This is a genomic window from Streptomyces poonensis (assembly GCF_014650915.1).
Taxonomy (GTDB): Bacteria; Actinomycetota; Actinomycetes; order Streptomycetales; family Streptomycetaceae; genus Streptomyces; species Streptomyces poonensis.
Genome location: NZ_BMVW01000012.1, coordinates 199,489 through 217,185, shown reverse-complemented (window position 1 = coordinate 217,185; position 17,697 = coordinate 199,489). Strand labels below are relative to the sequence as shown.

20 protein-coding genes and 1 pseudogene are annotated in these 17,697 nt (G+C 71.9%); 7 read left to right on the top strand and 14 right to left on the bottom strand.

Going from position 1 to position 17,697, the window contains the following annotated elements; genetic code table 11:
* Window positions 1-7: 7 nt before the first annotated feature.
* From IE242_RS26185 to IE242_RS26175, 3 genes are read right to left on the bottom strand one after another with little or no spacing between them, the layout of a single operon-like run.
* On the bottom strand, window positions 8-1,024 hold the full coding sequence (locus IE242_RS26185) for an adenosine kinase (protein ID WP_189863396.1): 1,017 nt from the start codon (window positions 1,022-1,024) through the stop codon (window positions 8-10).
* Entirely contained in the window at window positions 1,021-1,509 is a 489-nt protein-coding gene (locus IE242_RS26180) for a hypothetical protein (RefSeq protein ID WP_189863394.1), read from the bottom strand. The genes IE242_RS26185 and IE242_RS26180 overlap by 4 nt, the downstream gene beginning before the upstream one ends.
* Window positions 1,487-2,500 (bottom strand): ATP-binding protein, encoded by a 1,014-nt coding sequence (locus IE242_RS26175; RefSeq protein WP_189863392.1) that lies wholly within the window; start codon window positions 2,498-2,500, stop codon window positions 1,487-1,489. Before IE242_RS26175 ends, IE242_RS26180 begins: the two co-directional genes overlap by 23 nt.
* Window positions 2,501-2,854: 354 nt before the next feature.
* Here IE242_RS26175 and IE242_RS26170 point away from each other — a divergent pair, with 354 nt between their 5' ends.
* Together IE242_RS26170 and IE242_RS26165 are read left to right on the top strand one after the other, a co-directional pair.
* Window positions 2,855-3,730, top strand: a complete 876-nt coding sequence (locus IE242_RS26170; RefSeq protein WP_189863390.1) for a Sco1979 family transcriptional regulator — start codon at window positions 2,855-2,857, stop codon at window positions 3,728-3,730.
* A gap of 53 nt (window positions 3,731-3,783) precedes the next feature.
* Window positions 3,784-4,599 carry an SAM-dependent methyltransferase gene (locus IE242_RS26165; protein WP_189863496.1) on the top strand — a complete coding sequence of 272 codons (816 nt, stop codon included), beginning with the start codon at window positions 3,784-3,786 and terminating at the stop codon, window positions 4,597-4,599.
* Between the two features lie 50 nt (window positions 4,600-4,649).
* On the opposite strand, the gene IE242_RS26160 is transcribed toward IE242_RS26165, so the two are convergent.
* The 7 genes and pseudogenes from IE242_RS26160 to IE242_RS26130 all read right to left on the bottom strand — a co-directional run bounded on the left by IE242_RS26160 (window position 4,650) and on the right by IE242_RS26130 (window position 9,380).
* The gene (locus tag IE242_RS26160; protein WP_189863388.1) at window positions 4,650-5,309 is read right to left on the bottom strand and encodes a response regulator; all 660 of its coding nucleotides are present in this window, start codon (window positions 5,307-5,309) and stop codon (window positions 4,650-4,652) included.
* Window positions 5,302-6,546, bottom strand: a complete 1,245-nt coding sequence (locus tag IE242_RS26155) for a sensor histidine kinase (protein WP_189863386.1) — start codon at window positions 6,544-6,546, stop codon at window positions 5,302-5,304. The genes IE242_RS26160 and IE242_RS26155 overlap by 8 nt, the downstream gene beginning before the upstream one ends.
* Before the next feature lie 55 nt (window positions 6,547-6,601).
* Window positions 6,602-7,372: an ABC transporter permease gene (locus IE242_RS26150; protein WP_189863384.1), complete on the bottom strand. Its 771-nt coding sequence runs from the start codon at window positions 7,370-7,372 to the stop codon at window positions 6,602-6,604.
* Complete coding sequence (locus IE242_RS26145; RefSeq protein WP_189863382.1) at window positions 7,369-8,274, bottom strand: ABC transporter ATP-binding protein; 906 nt, start codon at window positions 8,272-8,274, stop codon at window positions 7,369-7,371. The genes IE242_RS26150 and IE242_RS26145 overlap by 4 nt, the downstream gene beginning before the upstream one ends.
* 144 nt (window positions 8,275-8,418) lie before the next feature.
* Window positions 8,419-8,595, bottom strand: a pseudogene (locus IE242_RS26140) (mycothiol transferase); the annotation flags it as partial.
* A gap of 60 nt (window positions 8,596-8,655) precedes the next feature.
* Entirely contained in the window at window positions 8,656-8,988 is a 333-nt protein-coding gene (locus IE242_RS26135; RefSeq protein WP_189863380.1) for a helix-turn-helix domain-containing protein, read from the bottom strand.
* Window positions 8,985-9,380 (bottom strand): type II toxin-antitoxin system RelE/ParE family toxin, encoded by a 396-nt coding sequence (locus tag IE242_RS26130; RefSeq protein WP_189863378.1) that lies wholly within the window; start codon window positions 9,378-9,380, stop codon window positions 8,985-8,987. The genes IE242_RS26135 and IE242_RS26130 overlap by 4 nt, the downstream gene beginning before the upstream one ends.
* Window positions 9,381-9,639: 259 nt before the next feature.
* Between IE242_RS26130 and IE242_RS26125 the strand changes: the two genes are divergently transcribed.
* Entirely contained in the window at window positions 9,640-10,116 is a 477-nt protein-coding gene (locus IE242_RS26125; RefSeq protein ID WP_189863376.1) for a hypothetical protein, read from the top strand.
* 114 nt (window positions 10,117-10,230) lie between these two features.
* Here the strand turns inward: IE242_RS26125 and msrB are convergent, their stop codons facing one another.
* From msrB to IE242_RS26105, 4 genes are all read right to left on the bottom strand, one after another.
* On the bottom strand, window positions 10,231-10,638 hold the full coding sequence (gene msrB / locus IE242_RS26120; protein WP_189863375.1) for a peptide-methionine (R)-S-oxide reductase MsrB: 408 nt from the start codon (window positions 10,636-10,638) through the stop codon (window positions 10,231-10,233).
* Window positions 10,639-10,667: 29 nt separating this feature from the next.
* Window positions 10,668-12,077, bottom strand: a complete 1,410-nt coding sequence (gene murC, locus IE242_RS26115; protein ID WP_189863373.1) for a UDP-N-acetylmuramate--L-alanine ligase — start codon at window positions 12,075-12,077, stop codon at window positions 10,668-10,670.
* A gap of 135 nt (window positions 12,078-12,212) precedes the next feature.
* Window positions 12,213-12,671 (bottom strand): indole-3-glycerol phosphate synthase, encoded by a 459-nt coding sequence (locus IE242_RS26110; protein WP_189863494.1) that lies wholly within the window; start codon window positions 12,669-12,671, stop codon window positions 12,213-12,215.
* Window positions 12,672-12,825: 154 nt separating this feature from the next.
* Entirely contained in the window at window positions 12,826-13,620 is a 795-nt protein-coding gene (locus tag IE242_RS26105) for a pyrimidine reductase family protein (protein ID WP_189863371.1), read from the bottom strand.
* Between the two features lie 37 nt (window positions 13,621-13,657).
* On the opposite strand from IE242_RS26105, the gene zapE reads away from it, so the two are divergent.
* The 4 genes from zapE to IE242_RS26085 all read left to right on the top strand — a co-directional run bounded on the left by zapE (window position 13,658) and on the right by IE242_RS26085 (window position 17,644).
* Window positions 13,658-14,773: a cell division protein ZapE gene (zapE, locus tag IE242_RS26100; RefSeq protein WP_189863369.1), complete on the top strand. Its 1,116-nt coding sequence runs from the start codon at window positions 13,658-13,660 to the stop codon at window positions 14,771-14,773.
* A gap of 247 nt (window positions 14,774-15,020) precedes the next feature.
* On the top strand, window positions 15,021-15,419 hold the full coding sequence (locus IE242_RS26095; protein ID WP_189863360.1) for a hypothetical protein: 399 nt from the start codon (window positions 15,021-15,023) through the stop codon (window positions 15,417-15,419).
* A gap of 75 nt (window positions 15,420-15,494) precedes the next feature.
* Window positions 15,495-16,076, top strand: coding sequence for a carbonic anhydrase (locus tag IE242_RS26090; protein ID WP_189863358.1), 582 nt, complete (start codon window positions 15,495-15,497; stop codon window positions 16,074-16,076).
* An 8-nt stretch (window positions 16,077-16,084) separates the two neighbouring features.
* Window positions 16,085-17,644, top strand: coding sequence for a SulP family inorganic anion transporter (locus IE242_RS26085; protein ID WP_189863356.1), 1,560 nt, complete (start codon window positions 16,085-16,087; stop codon window positions 17,642-17,644).
* The last annotated feature ends 53 nt before the right edge of the window (window positions 17,645-17,697 follow it).

Here is a 17,697-nt window from a genome sequence, read left to right as displayed (position 1 = left end):
ACGGGTCTCAGGCCGCCGATCGTGCGGCGCGCGCGAGGAGTTCGTCCCGTCCGACGGGATGCGTGACCGTCGCCGGCACGGTGCACGCGTGCGCGCCCGCGATCGCCCCGTACAGCCCGCACCGCTCCGGCCCCTCGCCGGAGAGCCGCCCGAACAGGTACCCCGCCGCGAACGCGTCCCCGGCGCCGTTGGAGTCGACGACGGGGCCGGGCGGCACGGCGGCCGGGACATGACGGAGTTCTCCGTCGACGAGCTGGTACGCCCCGTCGGCACCGGCCGTGACGACGACCACCTGGGCCCGGCCCTGCTCGGCGATCCGCCGCGCGGTCTTCTCGGGCTCCGTGAGTGCGGCGGCCGACACGAACACGACGTCGGCCGCCAGGGCGAAGGGCTCGTGGTACGGGTTCACGCCGTCCCAGTCGTGCAGGTCGGTCGAGATCGTCACCCCCGTCTCCCGCAGCAGCGGCAGGGCGTGGGCGCACGGCTGGGTGAGGGAGACGTGCACATGGCGGGCGGCCGCGGCGAGGGTCCGCACGGTGTCCGGCGGCAGCCGGTCGGCGTTCCGCGCGCGTGTGCTGTCGTACAGCGACAGCCGCCGCCCGTCCGGCCCGACCAGGTTCACCGCGCGCTTCGTGCCGGCGGGCGAGGGCACCTCGGTGAGCGGGATGCCGCGCTCCCGGTGCAGCGCACGGACCAGGTCGCCCTCGTGGTCGTCGCCGATCAGGTCGAGGTGGTGGGTGCGCAGTCCCAGCGCGTGCAGCCCGACGGCCACGAAGTCACCGGTCTGCCCGGCGCGGCTCTCGATCGCCGGCACGTGGTGGCTGTCGGCGAAGGGCAGCGGCAGTTCGGGCACGTACACGATCGTGTCGACACCGGATCCGCCGAGGACGAGCACGTCGATCCCGGTCGGCGTCTCCGTCCCCGTCTCCGCCTGCTCCTGTGTCACCTCGTGGGCGTTCACCGTCTCCGTCCCCCTGTCGTCGTCCGCTCCGGCCGGGCCCCAGCGTACGGTCCGCGGGCTCATCCGGCGCGTTCGAGCGACCAGAGCGGGGGGTTGCCGGTCAGCCGGCAGGTGAGGAAGTACAGGGGGATGGGGGGTGTGTAGGGGGAGCCGTCGTCGGGTCTGTGGATCAGACGGGGGCCGTCGGGCCGGGGTCCGCCGGGCCGGGGTGACGGCCGGGTGCGCGTCCAGGAGGGTTCGAGCGGGCAGGTGGTGTCCGTGCCGGCCGCGTCCACGCGGGCTCCCACGGCGTAGTGGACGCCGGCCGGCCAGATGACGCCGATGTGGGAGCCGGACGGCACGATCCACCACCATCGCTCGTCGTCGGCGAAGACACAGCCGACCCGGGGCAGGCAGCGCAGGATGCGCTCCCCGTGCTCCCGCGGGGTGCCCACCGCGTCGTACCCGAGCTGGGCGGGCAGTTCCGCGGGCAGGGCCAGGACGTGGGGGTCCGTGGGGGCGGCGGGCGGGACGTACGGTCGTGGATCAGGGGTGTAAGGCAGGTCCATGGGGCAGTGGTCCTTCGGCCGAGTGGGGGATGGGCCGGACAGGGTGGGAGCCGGTGGCGTACGACGGCGGATCGGCGGGTCCGGAGGAGAACGCGGCACCGCGCGCGGGCGGTTCGGCCGCTCTCGCCGCTGACGTGGCCGGTCCCGCCGTCTGCGCGGCCGGTCTCAGCGGTGGCACGGCCGGTCTCAGCGGTGACGCCGTCTCCCACGGGGGCAGTTGGGCCGCTCCGGCCCACAACGCGACCTCCCGCGACGGCGTCTCGGCCGCTCTCACGGGCAGCGCGGCCGTCCGCGCGGACCGGACGACCGCCGCCGACGGACGGACGACGGGCAACGACGAGTGCGCGACGGGCGACGGCTGCTGCGCCGGGTTCCGCTGGTCGTCCTGACCGTCGAGGAGCAGTTCGGCCCAGACGACGCGCCCCGAGCCGCAGGCGGTGTCCCTCACTCCCCAGTCGTGGCTCAGCGCGCCGACCAGCATCAGCCCGCGCCCGTTCTGGTCGTCGGACGCGGGCTGCCGCCGCCGGGGAAGCGTGCCGCCGCGGTTCTGGTCCTCGACCTCGATGCGGAGCCGCCCGCCCTCGGTGCGCAGCCGGCACACGATCCGGGCGCTGGAGGTGTGGGTCAGCACATTGGTGACGAGCTCGGAGACGACGAGGACGGCGTTGTCGCTCGTGTCCTCGTCGACGGCCCACCCGGCGAGCGCCGCGCGCACGGTCCTGCGGGCCGCCGCCACCGACGTGGGTGTGGCGGGCAGGTCGAACGCCTCGGTCCTGTGGGGTTCCCGGGGCCCGTCCGCGTGGGCGGGACGGCGTTGGGCCGGCAGGCGGATGCCGGAAGCCTGCGCCGGTACGGCCGACAGCGGCGAGGTCGTCGCCTGGAGCGGCTCGGTCTCCGGCAGCGGCCCGGTCTCCTGCGGACGGCCGGTCGGCGACGGCCGGGGTCGTCCGGCCGGTCGGCCGGCCGGCTGGGGGAGGGAGGGCGGAGCCATCGCCGTTCGCCTTTCGTCAGCTCGCACCACGGGCGGTGGTGCCGGTGCCGTCCCCTCCGGCACGGGCACGAGAGCGCCGTACGGCCACCGCGGCACTGCGGCGGCTCGCTGCGCGGGGCAACGCGCAGCAACCCCGTCTCCCCCAACGGGGCTGGTCGGCCTCTTCGTTCACCGGACGGGGGCGGTACGACCACTCTGGCACCTGCCAACAACGGCTCGCAACCGGCAAGTTGAAAATTGCAAAGCGTCGGATGCATGCTGCCTTCGGTCAACTGCGGTCCACTCCGCTCAGCGGTTGATCGTGACAGACTCTGCTCCCGTCACCCGGCGTGCGAGCGTGAGGGGAGGAGTGGCGTGACCACGGAGACCGACTGGGGCGGTGCCCCCTCCGTGCTGCGCATGATCCTCGGCAGACAGCTGGAAGGGATGCGCGGCCGGGCCGGTCTGACGTACGAGGAGGCGGGCGCGGCGATCGGCGTGAGCCACTCCACGATCCGGCGGATGGAGTCCGCCAAGGTGGCCCGGCTGCGGCTGGCCGACGTCGAGAAACTGCTCCAGGTCTACGGCGTCGGCGACCGGCAGGAGATCGACACGTTCCTGGAGTCGGTCCGCGAGGCCAACAAGCGCGGCTGGTGGCACGCCTACCGGGACGTCCTGCCGGAGTGGTTCGCCGCGTATCTCAGCCTGGAGCAGGCGGCTCTGCACATCCGCGCGTACGAGGCGCAGTTCGTGCCCGGGCTGCTGCAGACCGAGGCGTACGCCCGCGCGCAGCTGAGCGCCGGCAATCCGCACGCGCCGACGGAGACGACGGAGCGCGGGGTGGCGCTGCGCATGCGGCGTCAGGAACTGCTCTCCCGCCCGGCACCGCCCCGCCTGTGGGTGGTCCTGGACGAGACCGTGCTGCGCTGGCCGGTCGGGGGCTCCGAGGTGATGCGGGCCCAGGTGGACCACCTGATCGAGGTCAGCCGGCTGCCGCACGTGACCGTGCAGGTCATGCCGTTCGGGAACGGACCGCACCCGGCGCTGCGGTCCGGCGCGTTCCACCTCTTCCGGTTCCGGGCGCCCGAGCTGCCCGACATCGTCTACCGCGGCGGCCTGACGGGGGCCGTCTACCTCGACCGGGCGGACGAGGTCATGGCCCACCGCGAGGCCCTGGACCGGCTCAGCGCCCAGGCGGCACCCGCGCGGCGGACCGAGGACGTCCTCCGCGCGCTCCGGAAGGACCTGTGACGCACGCCGAGTACTCCAAGTACTTCAAGCACTCCACGAAAGGCAGGACAGCGGTGCCCGACAACGGATGGCCGGCCGACCGGATCGACACCGAGCACGCACACTCGGCGCGCATCTACGACTACATCATCGGCGGCAAGGACTACTACCCCGCCGACCAGGAGGCGGGCGACGCCATGGCGCGCGAGTGGCCGGCCCTGCCGGTGCACATGCGCGCCAACCGCGACTTCATGAACAGAGCGGTGCGCTGGCTGGCCGCGGAGGCCGGGATACGCCAGTTCCTGGACATCGGCACGGGCATCCCCACCTCCCCCAACCTCCACGAGATAGCACAGTCGGTGGCCCCCGGTTCCCGGGTCGTCTACGTGGACAACGACCCCATCGTGCTCACCCTGTCCCAGGGCCTGCTGTCGAGCACGCCCGAGGGGAGGACGGCGTACGTCGAGGCGGACATGCTCGACCCGGCGGCCATCCTGGACTCCCCCGAGTTCCGCGACACCCTGGACCTGTCCCGTCCGGTCGCCCTCACGGTCATCGCCATCGTCCACTTCGTGCTGGACGAGGACGACGCGGTGGGCATCGTCCGCCGGCTGCTGGAACCGCTCCCTGCGGGCAGTTACCTGGCGATGTCCGTCGGCACCGCCGACTTCGCGCCGGAGGAGGTGGGCCGGGTCGCCCGCGAGTACGCGGCCCGCGACATGCCCATGCGGCTGCGCACCCGCGCCGAGGCCGGGGAGTTCTTCGAGGGCCTCGACCTCGTGGAACCGGGCATCGTCCAGGTCCACAAGTGGCGCCCGGACGGCACCGGCGAGCGGAACGTCCGGGACGAGGACATCGCGATGTACGGGGCGGTGGCGCGGAAGCCATAGCGCGGGAGCCGAGCGGGAGCGTAGCGCGGGAGCCGTGGCGGCGGAGACGTTCAGCCGCCGAGGATCCCCCGCTCGTACGCCGTCGCCACCGCCGCCGCGCGGTCGTTGACGCCGAGTTTGGCGTACAGGTGGGTCAGATGGGTCTTGACCGTGGCCTCGCTGATGAACAGCTCACGGGCGATCTCGCGGTTGGAGGTGCCCCGGGCCACCAGAACGAGGACCTCCCGCTCGCGGGCGGAGAGGACCTCGCTGCCGGGACCGGACGAACGGGGTGCCCGGACCGCCGAGACCAGGCGGGAGGCCACGGCCGGGGACAGGACCGTACGGCCTTCCGCCGCCGCGCGCACCCCCGCGAACAATTCGTCGCGCGGGGCGTCCTTCAGCAGATAGCCCGTCGCCCCCGCCTCGATCGCGGGGAGGGTGTCGGAGTCCGTGTCGTACGTCGTGAGGACGAGCACCTTCGCGCGGGCGCCGCGCCGGGTCAGCTCGGTGATGGCGTCGACCCCGCCACCACCGGGCATCCGCAGGTCCATCAGGATCACGTCCGGGTCGAGGGAGGCGGCGAGGGCCACGGCCGCCACGCCGTTCGGCGCCTCCCCGAGGACCGTGAAACCGGGCTCCGACTCGAACATGCCCCGCAGGCCGTCCCGTACGACGGGATGGTCGTCGACGATCAGCAGGGAGACGGTGGCGTGATCATGATCAGTCATGGTGGACCAAGGGTACGCGGGCCGACACGGCCGTCCCGAAGCCCGGTTCGGACTCCACGGTGAGCGAACCGGCGATACGTTCGGCGCGGGCGCGCATGCCGTCGAGGCCGAAGCCGCCGGTGCCGGTGCGCGGCGGGAGGGCGAGGGGGTCGAAGCCCCGGCCGTCGTCGCGCACGTCCAGGGTGACCTCGTCGTCCATGAAGCTCAGGGTCACGCCGAGGCGGGAGGCGTCCGCGTGGCGCGCGGCGTTCGACAGGGCCTCCTGGACGATGCGCAGGAGCGTCGCCGAGACCTCGTCGTGCAGGTGCTCCGCCGTGCCGGTGAGCGTGAAGTCGGCGCGCACTCCGGTCCGTTCGCCCCACTCGGCGACCGTCTTCTTCAGCGCCTCGGGCAGTCCGTCGTGTTCCAGGGCGACCGGCGCGAGGTTGTGCACGGAGCGGCGGGCCTCGCCCAGGCTGTGCCGGGCCAGTTCCGCCGCGCGGTCCACGTGGACGCGGGCGGCGTCCGGGTCGGCCGTGCCCGCCACGACCTGGAGCTGGGCGATGATGCCGGTCAGACCCTGGGCGATGGTGTCGTGGATCTCGGCGGCGAGCCGGCGCCGCTCGTCGGCGATGCCCGCTTCCCGTGCCTGGACGAGGAGCTGGGTGTGCAGGGCGGCGTTCTCGTCGAGGGCCTGCTGCAACGCGGCGTTGGTGCGCTCCAGTTCGGTGATGGTGGCGGCCCGGGCACGGGCCTGCGCCTGCTCTTTCTCGGCCAGGTGGGAGAAGACGCCGACCAGGCCGATGTGCACGCACAACAGGGCCGCGAACACCGCCCACGAGCCCCAGGAGCGCAGCTGATGCAGACCGCCGACGTTCGAGCCGGCCATGAGGACCGCGGTGGCGACCAGTCCCGGCTTCACCAGGCGCGGCGGCAGCAACCGGTCCGCGGTGAAGTAGCCGAGGATGGCGTAGAAGCCGAAGAACGGGTTGATCCAGGTGAGGCCGAACGCGAGCGCCCAGCGCGCGAAGAAGTACCAGGCACCCGCCGCGGACGGGCGCTGCTCCCTGCGCTCCCAGCCGAGCTGCAGGGCCAGGGCGGCCGGGACCAGAACCGCGGTGGCAGCCCAGTCGGCCCCGGTCATGTCCAACTCGCCGGCCGTGACGGCGGAGACGACCAGCCCGGTCCCCAGCAGGCCGTACGGTCCCCAGCGGTCGAACACGGCCCAGCGCTGCTCCACCTGCCACTCGTCCTTCACGCACCCAGTCTGCACGGCCGCCCCCTCCCTTCGCGTTCCGCCCCGGACGGACCGCTCACTGCCAGCGGAACCAGCGCACGGCCGCCCCCGTCAGCACGACGGTCCACAGGGTGAGCACGCCCAGGTGGGACCAGGCGGGCCAGTCACCGGCCGTGGCCTCCGACAGGGCCTGTGCGGCGGCGCCGAACGGGGTGACCTCCACGATCCGGGCCAGGACGTCCGGCATGGCCTGCACGGGCAGCCAGACACCCGCGGTGAACATCATCGGGAAGAGGACGGCCGACCCGGCCGCGGTCGCGATCTTCTGGGTGCGGGACAGTGCCGAGAGCAGGGCACCCAGCGCCAGGGCCACGGCGACGGCGAGCAGCAGGGCGAGGACGTAACCGAACACCTGGCGCGGCAGGGGCACGTCGTGGACCAGCCGGCCCACGGCGAGCGAGAGCAGCACGGAGACGAGAGCGGCCGCGCCGTGCAGCACCATCTGCGCGGAGAGCAGCGCGGAGGGGCGTACCGGCGTCGTGGACATCCGGCGCAGGATGCCGCGCTCGCGGTAGCCGGTGACGACCGGGGGCATGGCCTGGATTCCGGCCACGATCATGCCGAGCAGCACGGTCACCGGAACGTACAGGTCGATGGTCCGCAGGCCGTCGAGCGAGTCCTGTGCCTCGCGGAAGGACGGGATGGCGCCGAGGACCCCCAGCAACAGGGTCGGGAACACCAGCACCCAGAAGAGGGAGCCGGGCTCCCGGCCGAAGAGGCGGGCCTCGGTCTTCAGGACGGCGGTGGTGGCTGTCGCGGACCGGGTGGCGGTGATGACGGTGCTCATCGGGCGGCTCCGGCGGTGAGGTCGAGGAAGGCGTCGTCCAACGTGGCGTCGGTGACGCGGAGCTGATGGGCCGTGACGCGGCTGCGGGCGAGCAGCGTGATGACGGCGTTGACGGTCTCGTCCGTCCCGGCGAGGGTGATCCGCCCGTCCTTGTGCTCGACGGACGTCACGCCGGGCAGTGCGGCCAGCTCACTGTCGTCGAGCGGTGCGGACGAGGTGAAGCTGATGACGGTGGCGCCCGCCGAGCGGCGGATCAGCCCGGCCGGGGTGTCCAGCGCGGCGACACGCCCGCGGTCGATCACCGCGATCCGGTCGCACAGCCGCTGGGCCTCCTCCATGAAGTGGGTGACCAGCAGCACGGTGACCCCGCCCGCCCGTACGTCCTCGATGAGCTCCCAGGTGTCCCGGCGGGCGCGCGGGTCGAGCCCGGTGGTCAGCTCGTCGAGCACGACGACCCTCGGGTTGCCGATCAGGGCCAGCGCGATGAACAGGCGCTGCTTCTGGCCGCCGCTGAGCCTGGCGAAACGTGTGCCGAGCTTGCCGGACAGGTTCAGGCGCTCGGCCAGCGGACGCCAGTCGGCGGGGTTCGGGTAGAAGGCGGCGTACAGCTCGAGCGTCTCGCGCACGGTGAGCTTCGGCTGTATCTCGCTCTCCTGCAGCTGCGCGCCGAGGACGCGGGTCACTGCCTCGTGGTCGGCGACGGGGTCGAGCCCGGCGACCCGGACGCGGCCCGCGTCGGGGACGCGCAGCCCCTCGACGCACTCGACGGTGGTGGTCTTCCCGGCGCCGTTCGGCCCGAGGATGCCGAAGATCTCCCCCTCCTCGACGGCGAAGGAGACCCCGTCGACGACGGCCCGCCCCCCGTACGACTTGCGCAGTTCACTGACTTCGATGACCGACATGCCCCGAGCTTCCCGTCAGGGACGGGGCGGGCACATCGGCCATCGCGCTCGAGGGCGCATCAGCCGATCGGTTGATGCGGGGCTCAGACCGTGCGCGCCTGAGCAGGGGAACGGGCGTGGCGGCCGGCTCTCTTCACCGGCCTCCCTTCCGTCGACGCACTCGCGCAACAGGTCTGCGTGCCCGCGGTGACGGGCGTACTCCTCGATCCGGTGCACCAGCAGCTCCCGAACGGCGATCCAGTCGCGCCAGTCGCGTCACACCTCGGCGAGGTGCCGCAGCAAGCCGAGCAACGACATCGTCGACGGAGGGTGCCGGTGGCGTCAGGACGAGGGGCTGGTCTCGGCGACGCGGCTCTCCGGCAGTGATCCGCCGGACAGAACCTAAGCGGCTCCGTCGGCCCGGTCCCCGTACTCAATCGACACCGTGATACGAGCTCCAAGCACCGCGGCATACGTACGCACCGTCTCGAGGTCGGAGATCTCGCCCCTCTCGATCTGGGACACCCGGGCCTGGGAGATGCCGACAGACGCCGCGACCTGGGCCTGGGTGAGACCTTGCTCCTCACGGATTTCACGCAGATGAGACCCGAGTACGTACGCCTCGGTGGAAGTCCGCGCCGCTTGCCTGCGGGCCTCCCACTGTGCGTCGGAGGTCCCGGGGTGCGCTTCGCGCAGGCGCCGCTTCACCTCGGTCCAGCTGCTGTAGCCGCTCATCGGTCATCGCCGTCCTCTCCTGTGCGTCGCACGTCGGCCAGATACTCGCTATAGCGTGTTTCAGCGAGCACGATCGCCTCGACGTACCACTGGCTCCAACGGCCGGCCTTGTCTCCCGCCACGAGAAGTATCGCCTCCCGAGCAGGATCGAACACGAACAAGAAGCGCACCTCCGTGCGGCCGACACTCGCCGGACGCAGCTCCTTGAGGTTGTGGACGCGACTACCGTGAATGCGGTCTGCGAGCGGCCGTCCGAGCGTCGGGCCCTCCCTCGCAAGGGTGTCGATCGCCGCTTCGACCAGATCCGCACTTCCCGGATCTTCCTCCGCCAGCTTCAGCAGCCACAGCTCAACCGCCGGATGAACGTTGATCTCCCAGTTCACGCTCCTCATCCGAACGTACGGCGCCGAGCAGCAAAGGGAACTCTTATATTGCCAGCACCTGTCGGCACGTTGACGGAGTTGGTCGTGCATCGGAAACGGGAGCGGCATCACTGCCCCCGGCCCACCGCATCACCATACAAACGTCCGGCCATCGCCAGAGCCGCGGAAGCCGCTCAGTCTCATCCCGGCCAACCGGCCGGGTGTTCACCCTTCAACCGGGATGTCAGGATTACACGCCCAGGGTCCTGGGTCATGGTGGAAGTGTTTCGTGACGTCTACGCAAGACAACGATCAGCGTCTACTCGACCGCATCCTGGGAGATCAGCATCGGAAGCCGGCTCCTGAGAAGAGCCGGGACGACTTCTTCACGTTCTTCGCAGCGGACAAGGCCTTGCAGAGTCTGGACCTCGACAACGACGAGATCATGGACGGCATCGTGGACGGAGCCCACGATTGCGGTATCGACGGCATCTGGACCTTCGTGGACGAGCGGTACGTCACTGCTGACTCCCACCAGTTCCTGCCGTCACGAGCATCGAAGATCGATCTGGTGATTCTGCAGGCGAACGACCATCTCAGCGACGATCTGATGTCCCGCATGGCCGGCACCCTGGAGCAGAACTTCAAAACAGCTTTACGTCACAGCAAGGCCGGCGGTGTCGACCGCATCGCCCGCACTCCGGAGTTCACCACCAGAGTCCGTCAAGCCGTCATTGCTCAAAGCCGGTACCACATCGAACACTGATCACTTCGCGAGGCACACCAGCCGGCTCCGTTCGGGCCGTCAGTGTGATCCAGATGGACAACCGACGGGGCCGGCCCCATACGGAACCGGCCCCGTCGCTCGCCTTGAAGGACCTCAGTCCTCGCTCGGCGCCAGCCGCAACGAGATCGAGTTGATGCAGTACCGCTGGTCCGTCGGCGTCGGGTAGCCCTCGCCCTCGAAGACGTGCCCAAGGTGCGACCCGCACCGGGCGCACCGCACCTCCGTGCGCACCATCCCGTGGGAGCGGTCCTCCAGCAGCTCCACCGCGTCCGAGTCCTTCGGGTCGTAGAAGCTCGGCCAGCCGCAGTGGGACTCGAACTTGGTGGTCGAGGTGAAGAGTTCGGCGCCGCAGGCGCGACAGGAGTAGACGCCCTTCGTCTTGGTGTCGGTGTACTCACCGGTGAACGCGGGCTCCGTGCCGGCCTGGCGCAGGACCGCGTACTCGGCCGGGGTCAGCTCCTCGCGCCACTGCTCGTCCGGCTTCTCGACGTCGTACGACATGCTGCTCAGCCCCTTGTTGCTCTGTGCTGTCACTGCTGCTGCGACAGACGGTCCAGGATCAGCGGGCCGAGGTCGGTGACGTCGCCCGCTCCCATGGTGAGAACGAGATCGCCCGGCTCGGCCATTCCCGCCAGCACGGCCGGGGCCCCGTCCTTGTCGTGCACCGCCGTCACGTCCGCGCCCGCCGCGCGCGCCGCCTCGATGATCAGGTCGCTGGTGATGCCCGGGATCGGGTCCTCGCGCGCCGGGTAGATGTCCAGGACCACGGAGGCGTCCGCCAGGGCCAGCGCCTCGCCCATCTCCTTGCCCAGCTCCTGGGTGCGGGAGAACAGGTGCGGCTGGAAGAGGACCAGGATGCGGGAGCCGTCGGCGGCGGCGCCGCGCATGGCCTCCAGGTCCGCCGTCATCTCCGTCGGGTGGTGGGCGTAGGAGTCGATCACCTGGACGCCCGCCGCCTCGCCCTTGAGCTGGAGGCGGCGCTTGACGCCCGTGTACGCGGCCAGGGCGGGGGCCAGCTCCGCCGCCGGGACGCCGAGGGCGACGCCCGCGGCGAGCGCCGCGACCGCGTTGTGCGCGTAGTGGCGGCCGGGGACGGAGACCGTGAAGGTGAGCGGCTCGCCGTCCAGCTCGACGGTCACCTCGCTCTTCAGGCCCTGGGGCACGACGGAGGTGATGCGGACGTCCGCGTCCGGCGACTCGCCGTACGTCACCGTCCGCAGCGTGCCGGGAGCCGAAGCGGCCAGCCGCCGCGTCAGCTCCCGCGCGCCCTCCTGGTCCGCCGCGATCACCAGGGTGCCGCCGGGCACGATACGGCCCGCGAACGTCTCGAAGGACTCGTGGATCTCGTCCATGGAGGCGTAGTTGGCGTGGTGGTCCAGCTCGACGTTGAGGACGATGGCGACCTCGGGGGCGTACTTGTGGAAGCTGCGGTCCGATTCGTCCGCCTCGGCCACGAAGATCTCGCCCGTGCCGTGCAGCGCGTTGGAGCCGGGGGCGTCGAGGTCGCCGCCGATCGCGTACGAGGGGGCCAGGCCCAGCTCGGTCAGCGCGACCGCCAGCATGGACGTCGTGGTCGTCTTGCCGTGGGTGCCCGCGACCGCGATCGGGCGCAGCCCGTCCATCAGCCGGGCGAGGGCGTCCGACCGGTGGACCACCGGGATGCCGAGCTCGGCGGCGCGGGCCAGCTCCGGGTTGTCCGCGCGGATCGCCGAGGAGACCACCACGCAGGTCGCGTCGTCCGCGAGGTGCTCCGCCGCGTGCCCGATGTGCACGGTGGCGCCGAGCGCCCGCAGGGCCCCGGCGGTCGCCGACTCCTTGGCGTCGCTGCCCGCCACCCGGGCGCCACGCTGGGCGAGGATCTTCGCGATCCCCGACATTCCGGCGCCGCCGATGCCGATGAAGTGCGGTCGGACCATGGCGGTGGGAAGGCCGGGTGCCATGCGTGTCTCCCTGTGCGTACGGGTGAGGCGGACGTTCAGCCGCCCAGCCTATGCCCCCGGGTGCGCGGGTCCGTACTCGTACCGGCCCCGATGCGCCAGGTCACCCGCGCCGGGTCACCCGCGCCAGGCCGCCCGTCACCGCGCCTTGGCGTGCGAGAACAGCTTGAGCACCGGCACCCCGACCTTGTGCCGTGCCCTGGACGCCCAGTCGCGGTGGAAGAACTCCTCCACGTAGTGCGGGTCGGTCAGCACGATGACCTCGTCGGCGCCGACCTCCTCGACCAGCGACTTGAGCGCGTCCAGCGGGTGGTCCTCGACGAGGCGGCCGCTCGCCTCGCTGCCGGACGCGCGCAGGGCGACCAGGGAGACGTCCAGGGCCTGCTGGGCCGGGCCCTTCGCCTCGTCGCCCTCCGGTGTCTCGCCCTCGCGGGCCGCCTCGTCCAGCTCGCCGAGGGCGACGTCGTCGATGGCGCGCAGCAGGCGGTCGGCCTGGTCGCCGCGGGGCTGGAGCAGTACGTGGAAGGAGACCGGTTCATCACCGTGCAAGGTGGTGACGAACTCCACGTCGACGGACGTCAGGGCCTTCTCGATCATCAAAACGCTCGTGAACACGACTGGCGCCCTTCTCCCTCCGAGGGCCGGGGCCCTCACTCCTCCGCGGGCCGCACCGGACCCCGCGGTACCGCGGAAACCATCCTGCCCCGTGATGGGGCCGGGGCTGGGTATCGCGTACCCCGCGGGCCCCGTGTCAGCGCCGCCGGTACCGGCTGAACAGGAATCCCTCCTCCTCCAGCAGCGACACCAGCTCGAAGCGCTCCGGCACGGCGACCCCGGGGCCCCCGGCGATGCGCTGCGCGTCCCCCGCGGTGAGCATCGGGGAGACCGTCAGGCACAGCTCGTCCAGCACACCGGCCGCCACCAGCTGGCCGAGGAGGCGCGGGCCGCCCTCGGTCAGCAGCCGCGTGTGGCCGAGGGCGGCGAGGGCGCGTACGGCCCGGGCGGGCTCCACGCCCGGGCCGTCCCCGGCGATCACGACCCGGGCGCCCGCCTTCTCCGCGGCGGCCACCCGGTCGGGCGGTGCGGCGGCACCGGTCAGCAGGAGCGTGGGGACGAGCGGCGAGGTGAAGAGCGGCAACGAGAAGTCCAGGTCGAGACCGGCGCTGACCACCGCGACGGCGGGTGCGGGACCCTGTCCGGCCGCCTCCCTGCGGGCCGCGAACGCCTCCCGCGCGCGTGCCGGGCGGTACCCCTCCTGGCGTACCGTTTCGGCGCCCACGATCACCACGTCCGCCAGCCCTCGCAGCGTGCCGAAGACCCGCATGTCGGCCGGGTGGGAGATGGGCTGGGACCGTCCGTCGTGCTGGGCGGCGCCGTCGAGGGTGGACACCATGTTGGCGCGCAGCCAGGGCCGGGGCCGCGCGCCGGGGGCGGCGACGGGGTAGGCGTACGCCTCCGCCAGCTCGTCGAGTCCCCATTCGCGGTCGGTGGCGTCCGCGGTCCCTCGGGCGGCTGTCTCTTCGGTCACAGGGAGCAGGCGTCGCATGCCGTGCAGTGTGACACGGCCTTTAAAGTGGGTGACCGTGTCGTCGTCCTCCACCGTGTCCGGGATCCGTCCGATACCCGAAGCGGCCCCCCTGTCCCTGTGCGCCCGCGAGCCGCATGTCCCCGCCGACCGGCTCGTGGCCGAGATGGTGCCGCCGCCCCGGTTCGGCAGGGCGCGCTTCGACACGTACATACCGGACCCGAACCAGCCCAGCCAGACCGAGGCCGTCCGGGTCCTGAGTACGTTCGCGGCGGGTCTGGACGGTGCGCACGCGGGCGGTGCGGGCGGGCGGCGCAGGCTCTTCGGCTTCGGCAGGGCGGCCAAGAACCGGCAGAAGGTTTCCTCCGGTCCGCGCGGCGTCTACCTCGACGGCGGGTACGGGGTCGGCAAGACCCACCTGCTGGCCTCTCTCTGGCACGCGACGCCGGCCGAGCCCGCGCTCAAGGCGTTCGGCACCTTCGTGGAGCTGACGAACCTGGTCGGTGCCCTCGGCTTCCAGCAGACCGTCGCCACGCTCTCCGGCCACCGGCTGCTGTGCATCGACGAGTTCGAGCTGGACGACCCGGGCGACACCGTCCTCGTGTCGTCGCTCCTCGGCAAGCTCGTGGACGCGGGGGTCGCCCTCGCCGCCACCTCCAACACCCTGCCGGGCAAGCTCGGCGAGGGCCGCTTCGCGGCGGCCGACTTCCTGCGCGAGATACAGGGCCTGTCCGCGCACTTCCGCACCCTGCGCATCGACGGCGAGGACTACCGTCACCGCGGGCTGCCCGAGGCCCCGGCGCCGTACGCCGACGAACAGGTCACCAAGGCCGCGTACGCCACCGAGGGCGCCTCCCTCGACGGCTTCCCGCAGCTTCTGGAGCATCTCGCGCGCGTGCACCCGAGCCGGTACGGCGCCCTCACGGACGGGGTGAAGGCCGTGTGCCTCACCGATGTGCGCCCCGTCCCGGACCAGTCCACCGCGCTGCGGCTCGTCGTGCTCGCCGACCGGCTGTACGACCGTGAAGTGCCGGTGCTCGCCTCGGGGTTGCCCTTCGACCGGCTGTTCAGCGAGGAGATGCTGAACGGCGGCTACCGGAAGAAGTACTTCCGCGCCATTTCCCGTCTCACCGCGCTGGCGCGTGACGCCAAGGGTCTCGTCGGGCCGGAGTGAGCCGCGGACCCGACGCCCCCTGGTCGCCTCAGGCGCCAGGGGGCTTTCCGTTGTGCTAGCCGGCCAGCCGGTCACCGCACATCAAGGTGCGATTCAAGCCAGGCCAGGGCCGCTTTTCAGGCTGTCTTCAGCTCGCAACGCTAAGTTAACCCAGCAAACAACTTCGCCAGGTTAACGTTCTTCTTGACCCGTTGTTGACCAACTGTTGACGCGTAGAAGAGATAAGTAAAGGCTCGGGGGAGGCAAGTTGCGAGGCTCGACGGCCCGGAACGCGATCAAGGTCCTCGTCGCCGTGCTGCTCTGCCTCCAGTTCTTCGCGTCCACGGCTTCCTTCGCATCCGCGCACACGGACCGTCATGCCGAGGTCCAGGCCGAGCCCGGAAACGGACTCACGGGCACGGCGCTGCGCGGCGAGGCCGTCACCCACCGCGGCTGCGGCCCGGCGGGGGACCCGACCGATCCCCTCCGCACCCGCGACCGGCATCGCGGTGTCACCGCCGTCCACGCGCCTCCGGCGCCCGAGCGCCCGCCGCAGGAGACGGGCCCGACCTCCGCTCGTCCGCCGGTCCCCTCCACGTCCTCGCCCCATCCGGCGAGATCCAGGGCGGCCCACACCCCGGCCGCGCTCCAGGTATTCCGCTGCTGAGCAGCAGAGTCCGCCCCCCACACTCTGTCTTGTCAGCCCGACGCGCCGAGACGGCGCGCCAGGAGGAGTCACCACATGCAGCCCCTCATCGACAACGCCCGCACGTTCGGACAGCGCCCTGAGGAGTTCGCCGCTCTGGCGGCCGGCCAGTCGCCAGACGTCCTGTTCATCACCTGCTCCGACTCCCGGGTCGTTCCGGCCCTGATCACGGGCGCCCGCCCCGGCGAGCTCTTCGAGCTGCGCACCGCGGGCAACGTCGTCCCCCCGTACGCCTCCGGCACCCCCACCGGTGAGGCGGCCACCATCGAGTACGCCGTGGAGGTCCTCGGCGTCAAGGACATCGTGGTCTGCGGACACTCGCACTGCGGCGCCGTCGGCGCCCTGGTCCGCGGCGACGACCTGACCGCCGTACCCGCCGTCCGGGACTGGCTCGCGCACTCCTGCGACGACCCGAAGACCGCAGACGCCGGCGATCCCACCGTCGCGGAGGCCGTGCAGCACCACGTGCTGTCGCAGCTGCTCCGGCTGCGGTCCTACCCCTGTATAGAACGGCGCCTGGCCGAGGGACGGCTCCGGCTGCGCGGCTGGTACTACGAAGTGCACACCGGAGCCGTGCGCGAGCACCGCGCGGACACCGACACGTTCCAGTCCCTGTGAGCGGCGCGATGTCTACGACGACCAACGCGCCCGACGCGCCCCGGCAGTCCGCCGAGGCACCCCGTACGCCCAGGTTCCCCCACCTGCGGCAGGACTTCACCGCCTCGCTCGTCGTGTTCCTGGTCGCCCTCCCGCTGTGCGTGGGCGTGGCCGTCGCGTCCGGTGTGCCGGCCGAACTCGGCCTGATCACCGGCATCGTGGGCGGTCTCGTGACCGGTCTCCTGCCGGGCAGCAGCCTCCAGGTGTCCGGACCGGCCGCGGGCCTCACCGTGCTGGTCTTCGAGGCCGTCAGCGAGTTCGGGCTGCCCGTGCTCGGTGTGATCGTGCTGGTCACGGGCCTGCTCCAGCTCGCCATGGGCGCGCTGAGGCTGGGCCGCTACTTCCGGGCCATCTCGGTCTCCGTGGTCGAGGGCATGCTCGCCGGTATCGGGCTCGTGCTCATCGCGGGCCAGTTGTACTCGGCGGCCGGCCTGGAGGCACCCGCCTCCGGAGTGGACAAGATCCTCGGGCTGCCGGGGGCGGCCGTGGACGCCGTGGGCAGCACCACCGCCCTCGCCTCGCTCGCGGTCGGCGCGGGCACGATCGCCGTGATGGTGCTGTGGAAGAAGCTGCCGGGGGCCGTGCAGACGGTTCCGGGCGCACTCGCCGCGGTGATCCTGGCGACCGTCGTCACGCTGGTGTTCAGCCTGCCCGTCGCCACCGTCGAGGTACAGGGACTGCTGCAGTCCGTCCAGCCGCCCGGCCTGGACGCCTTCGGTGAGCTCGCCAGTCCCGCCCTGCTCGGCACCGTCCTGGCCTTCCTGCTGATCGCGTCCGCCGAGTCGCTGTTCAGCGCGGCGGCCGTGGACCGGCTGCACGACGGGCCACGGACCCAGTACGACAAGGAACTGATGGCGCAGGGCGCGGGCAACACCGTGTCCGGAGTGCTCGGCGCGCTGCCCATGACCGCGGTGATCGTGCGCAGCTCCGCCAACGTCGCGGCGGGCGCCCGCACCAAGGCCTCGCGGGTCCTGCACGGCGTCTGGCTGCTGCTGTTCGCCGCGCTGCTGCCGTCCGTGCTGGCGTACATCCCGCTGCCCGCCCTGGCCGGCATCCTCGTCCACGCGGGCTGGAAGCTCATCCCGTTCAAGGGCGTGGCCTCGCTGTGGCGGTCGCACCGGGGCGAGGCACTGATCCTGATCGTCACGGCGGTGTCCATCGTCGCGGTGAACATGTTCGAGGGTGTCCTGATCGGCCTGGCGCTGTCCGTGGTCAAGACCGCCTGGGAGGCCTCGCACGTCAAGCTGGAGGTCATCGACAAGGGCGCCGGTCCCGTCCAGGTGTACCTGTCGGGCAACGCGACCTTCCTGCGGCTGCCGAAGATCCTCGACAGTCTGGAGGCCCTCCCCCAGGACCGCCCGATCGAACTGCACCTGGCGGGCCTGCACCACCTGGACCACGCCTGCCGCACGGCCCTGGAGAACTGGGCGGCGCGGCACAGTGCGGCGGGGACGGAGCCGGTGAAGGTGAAGGAGCCGGACCCGGTGGAGGCGCGGGAGAAGGCGAGGGTGAAGTCGGAGACGCCGTAGGGCGACGGCGCCCCACGGGTCCTCGTTGATCCACGGGTCCTCGGCGACCCATC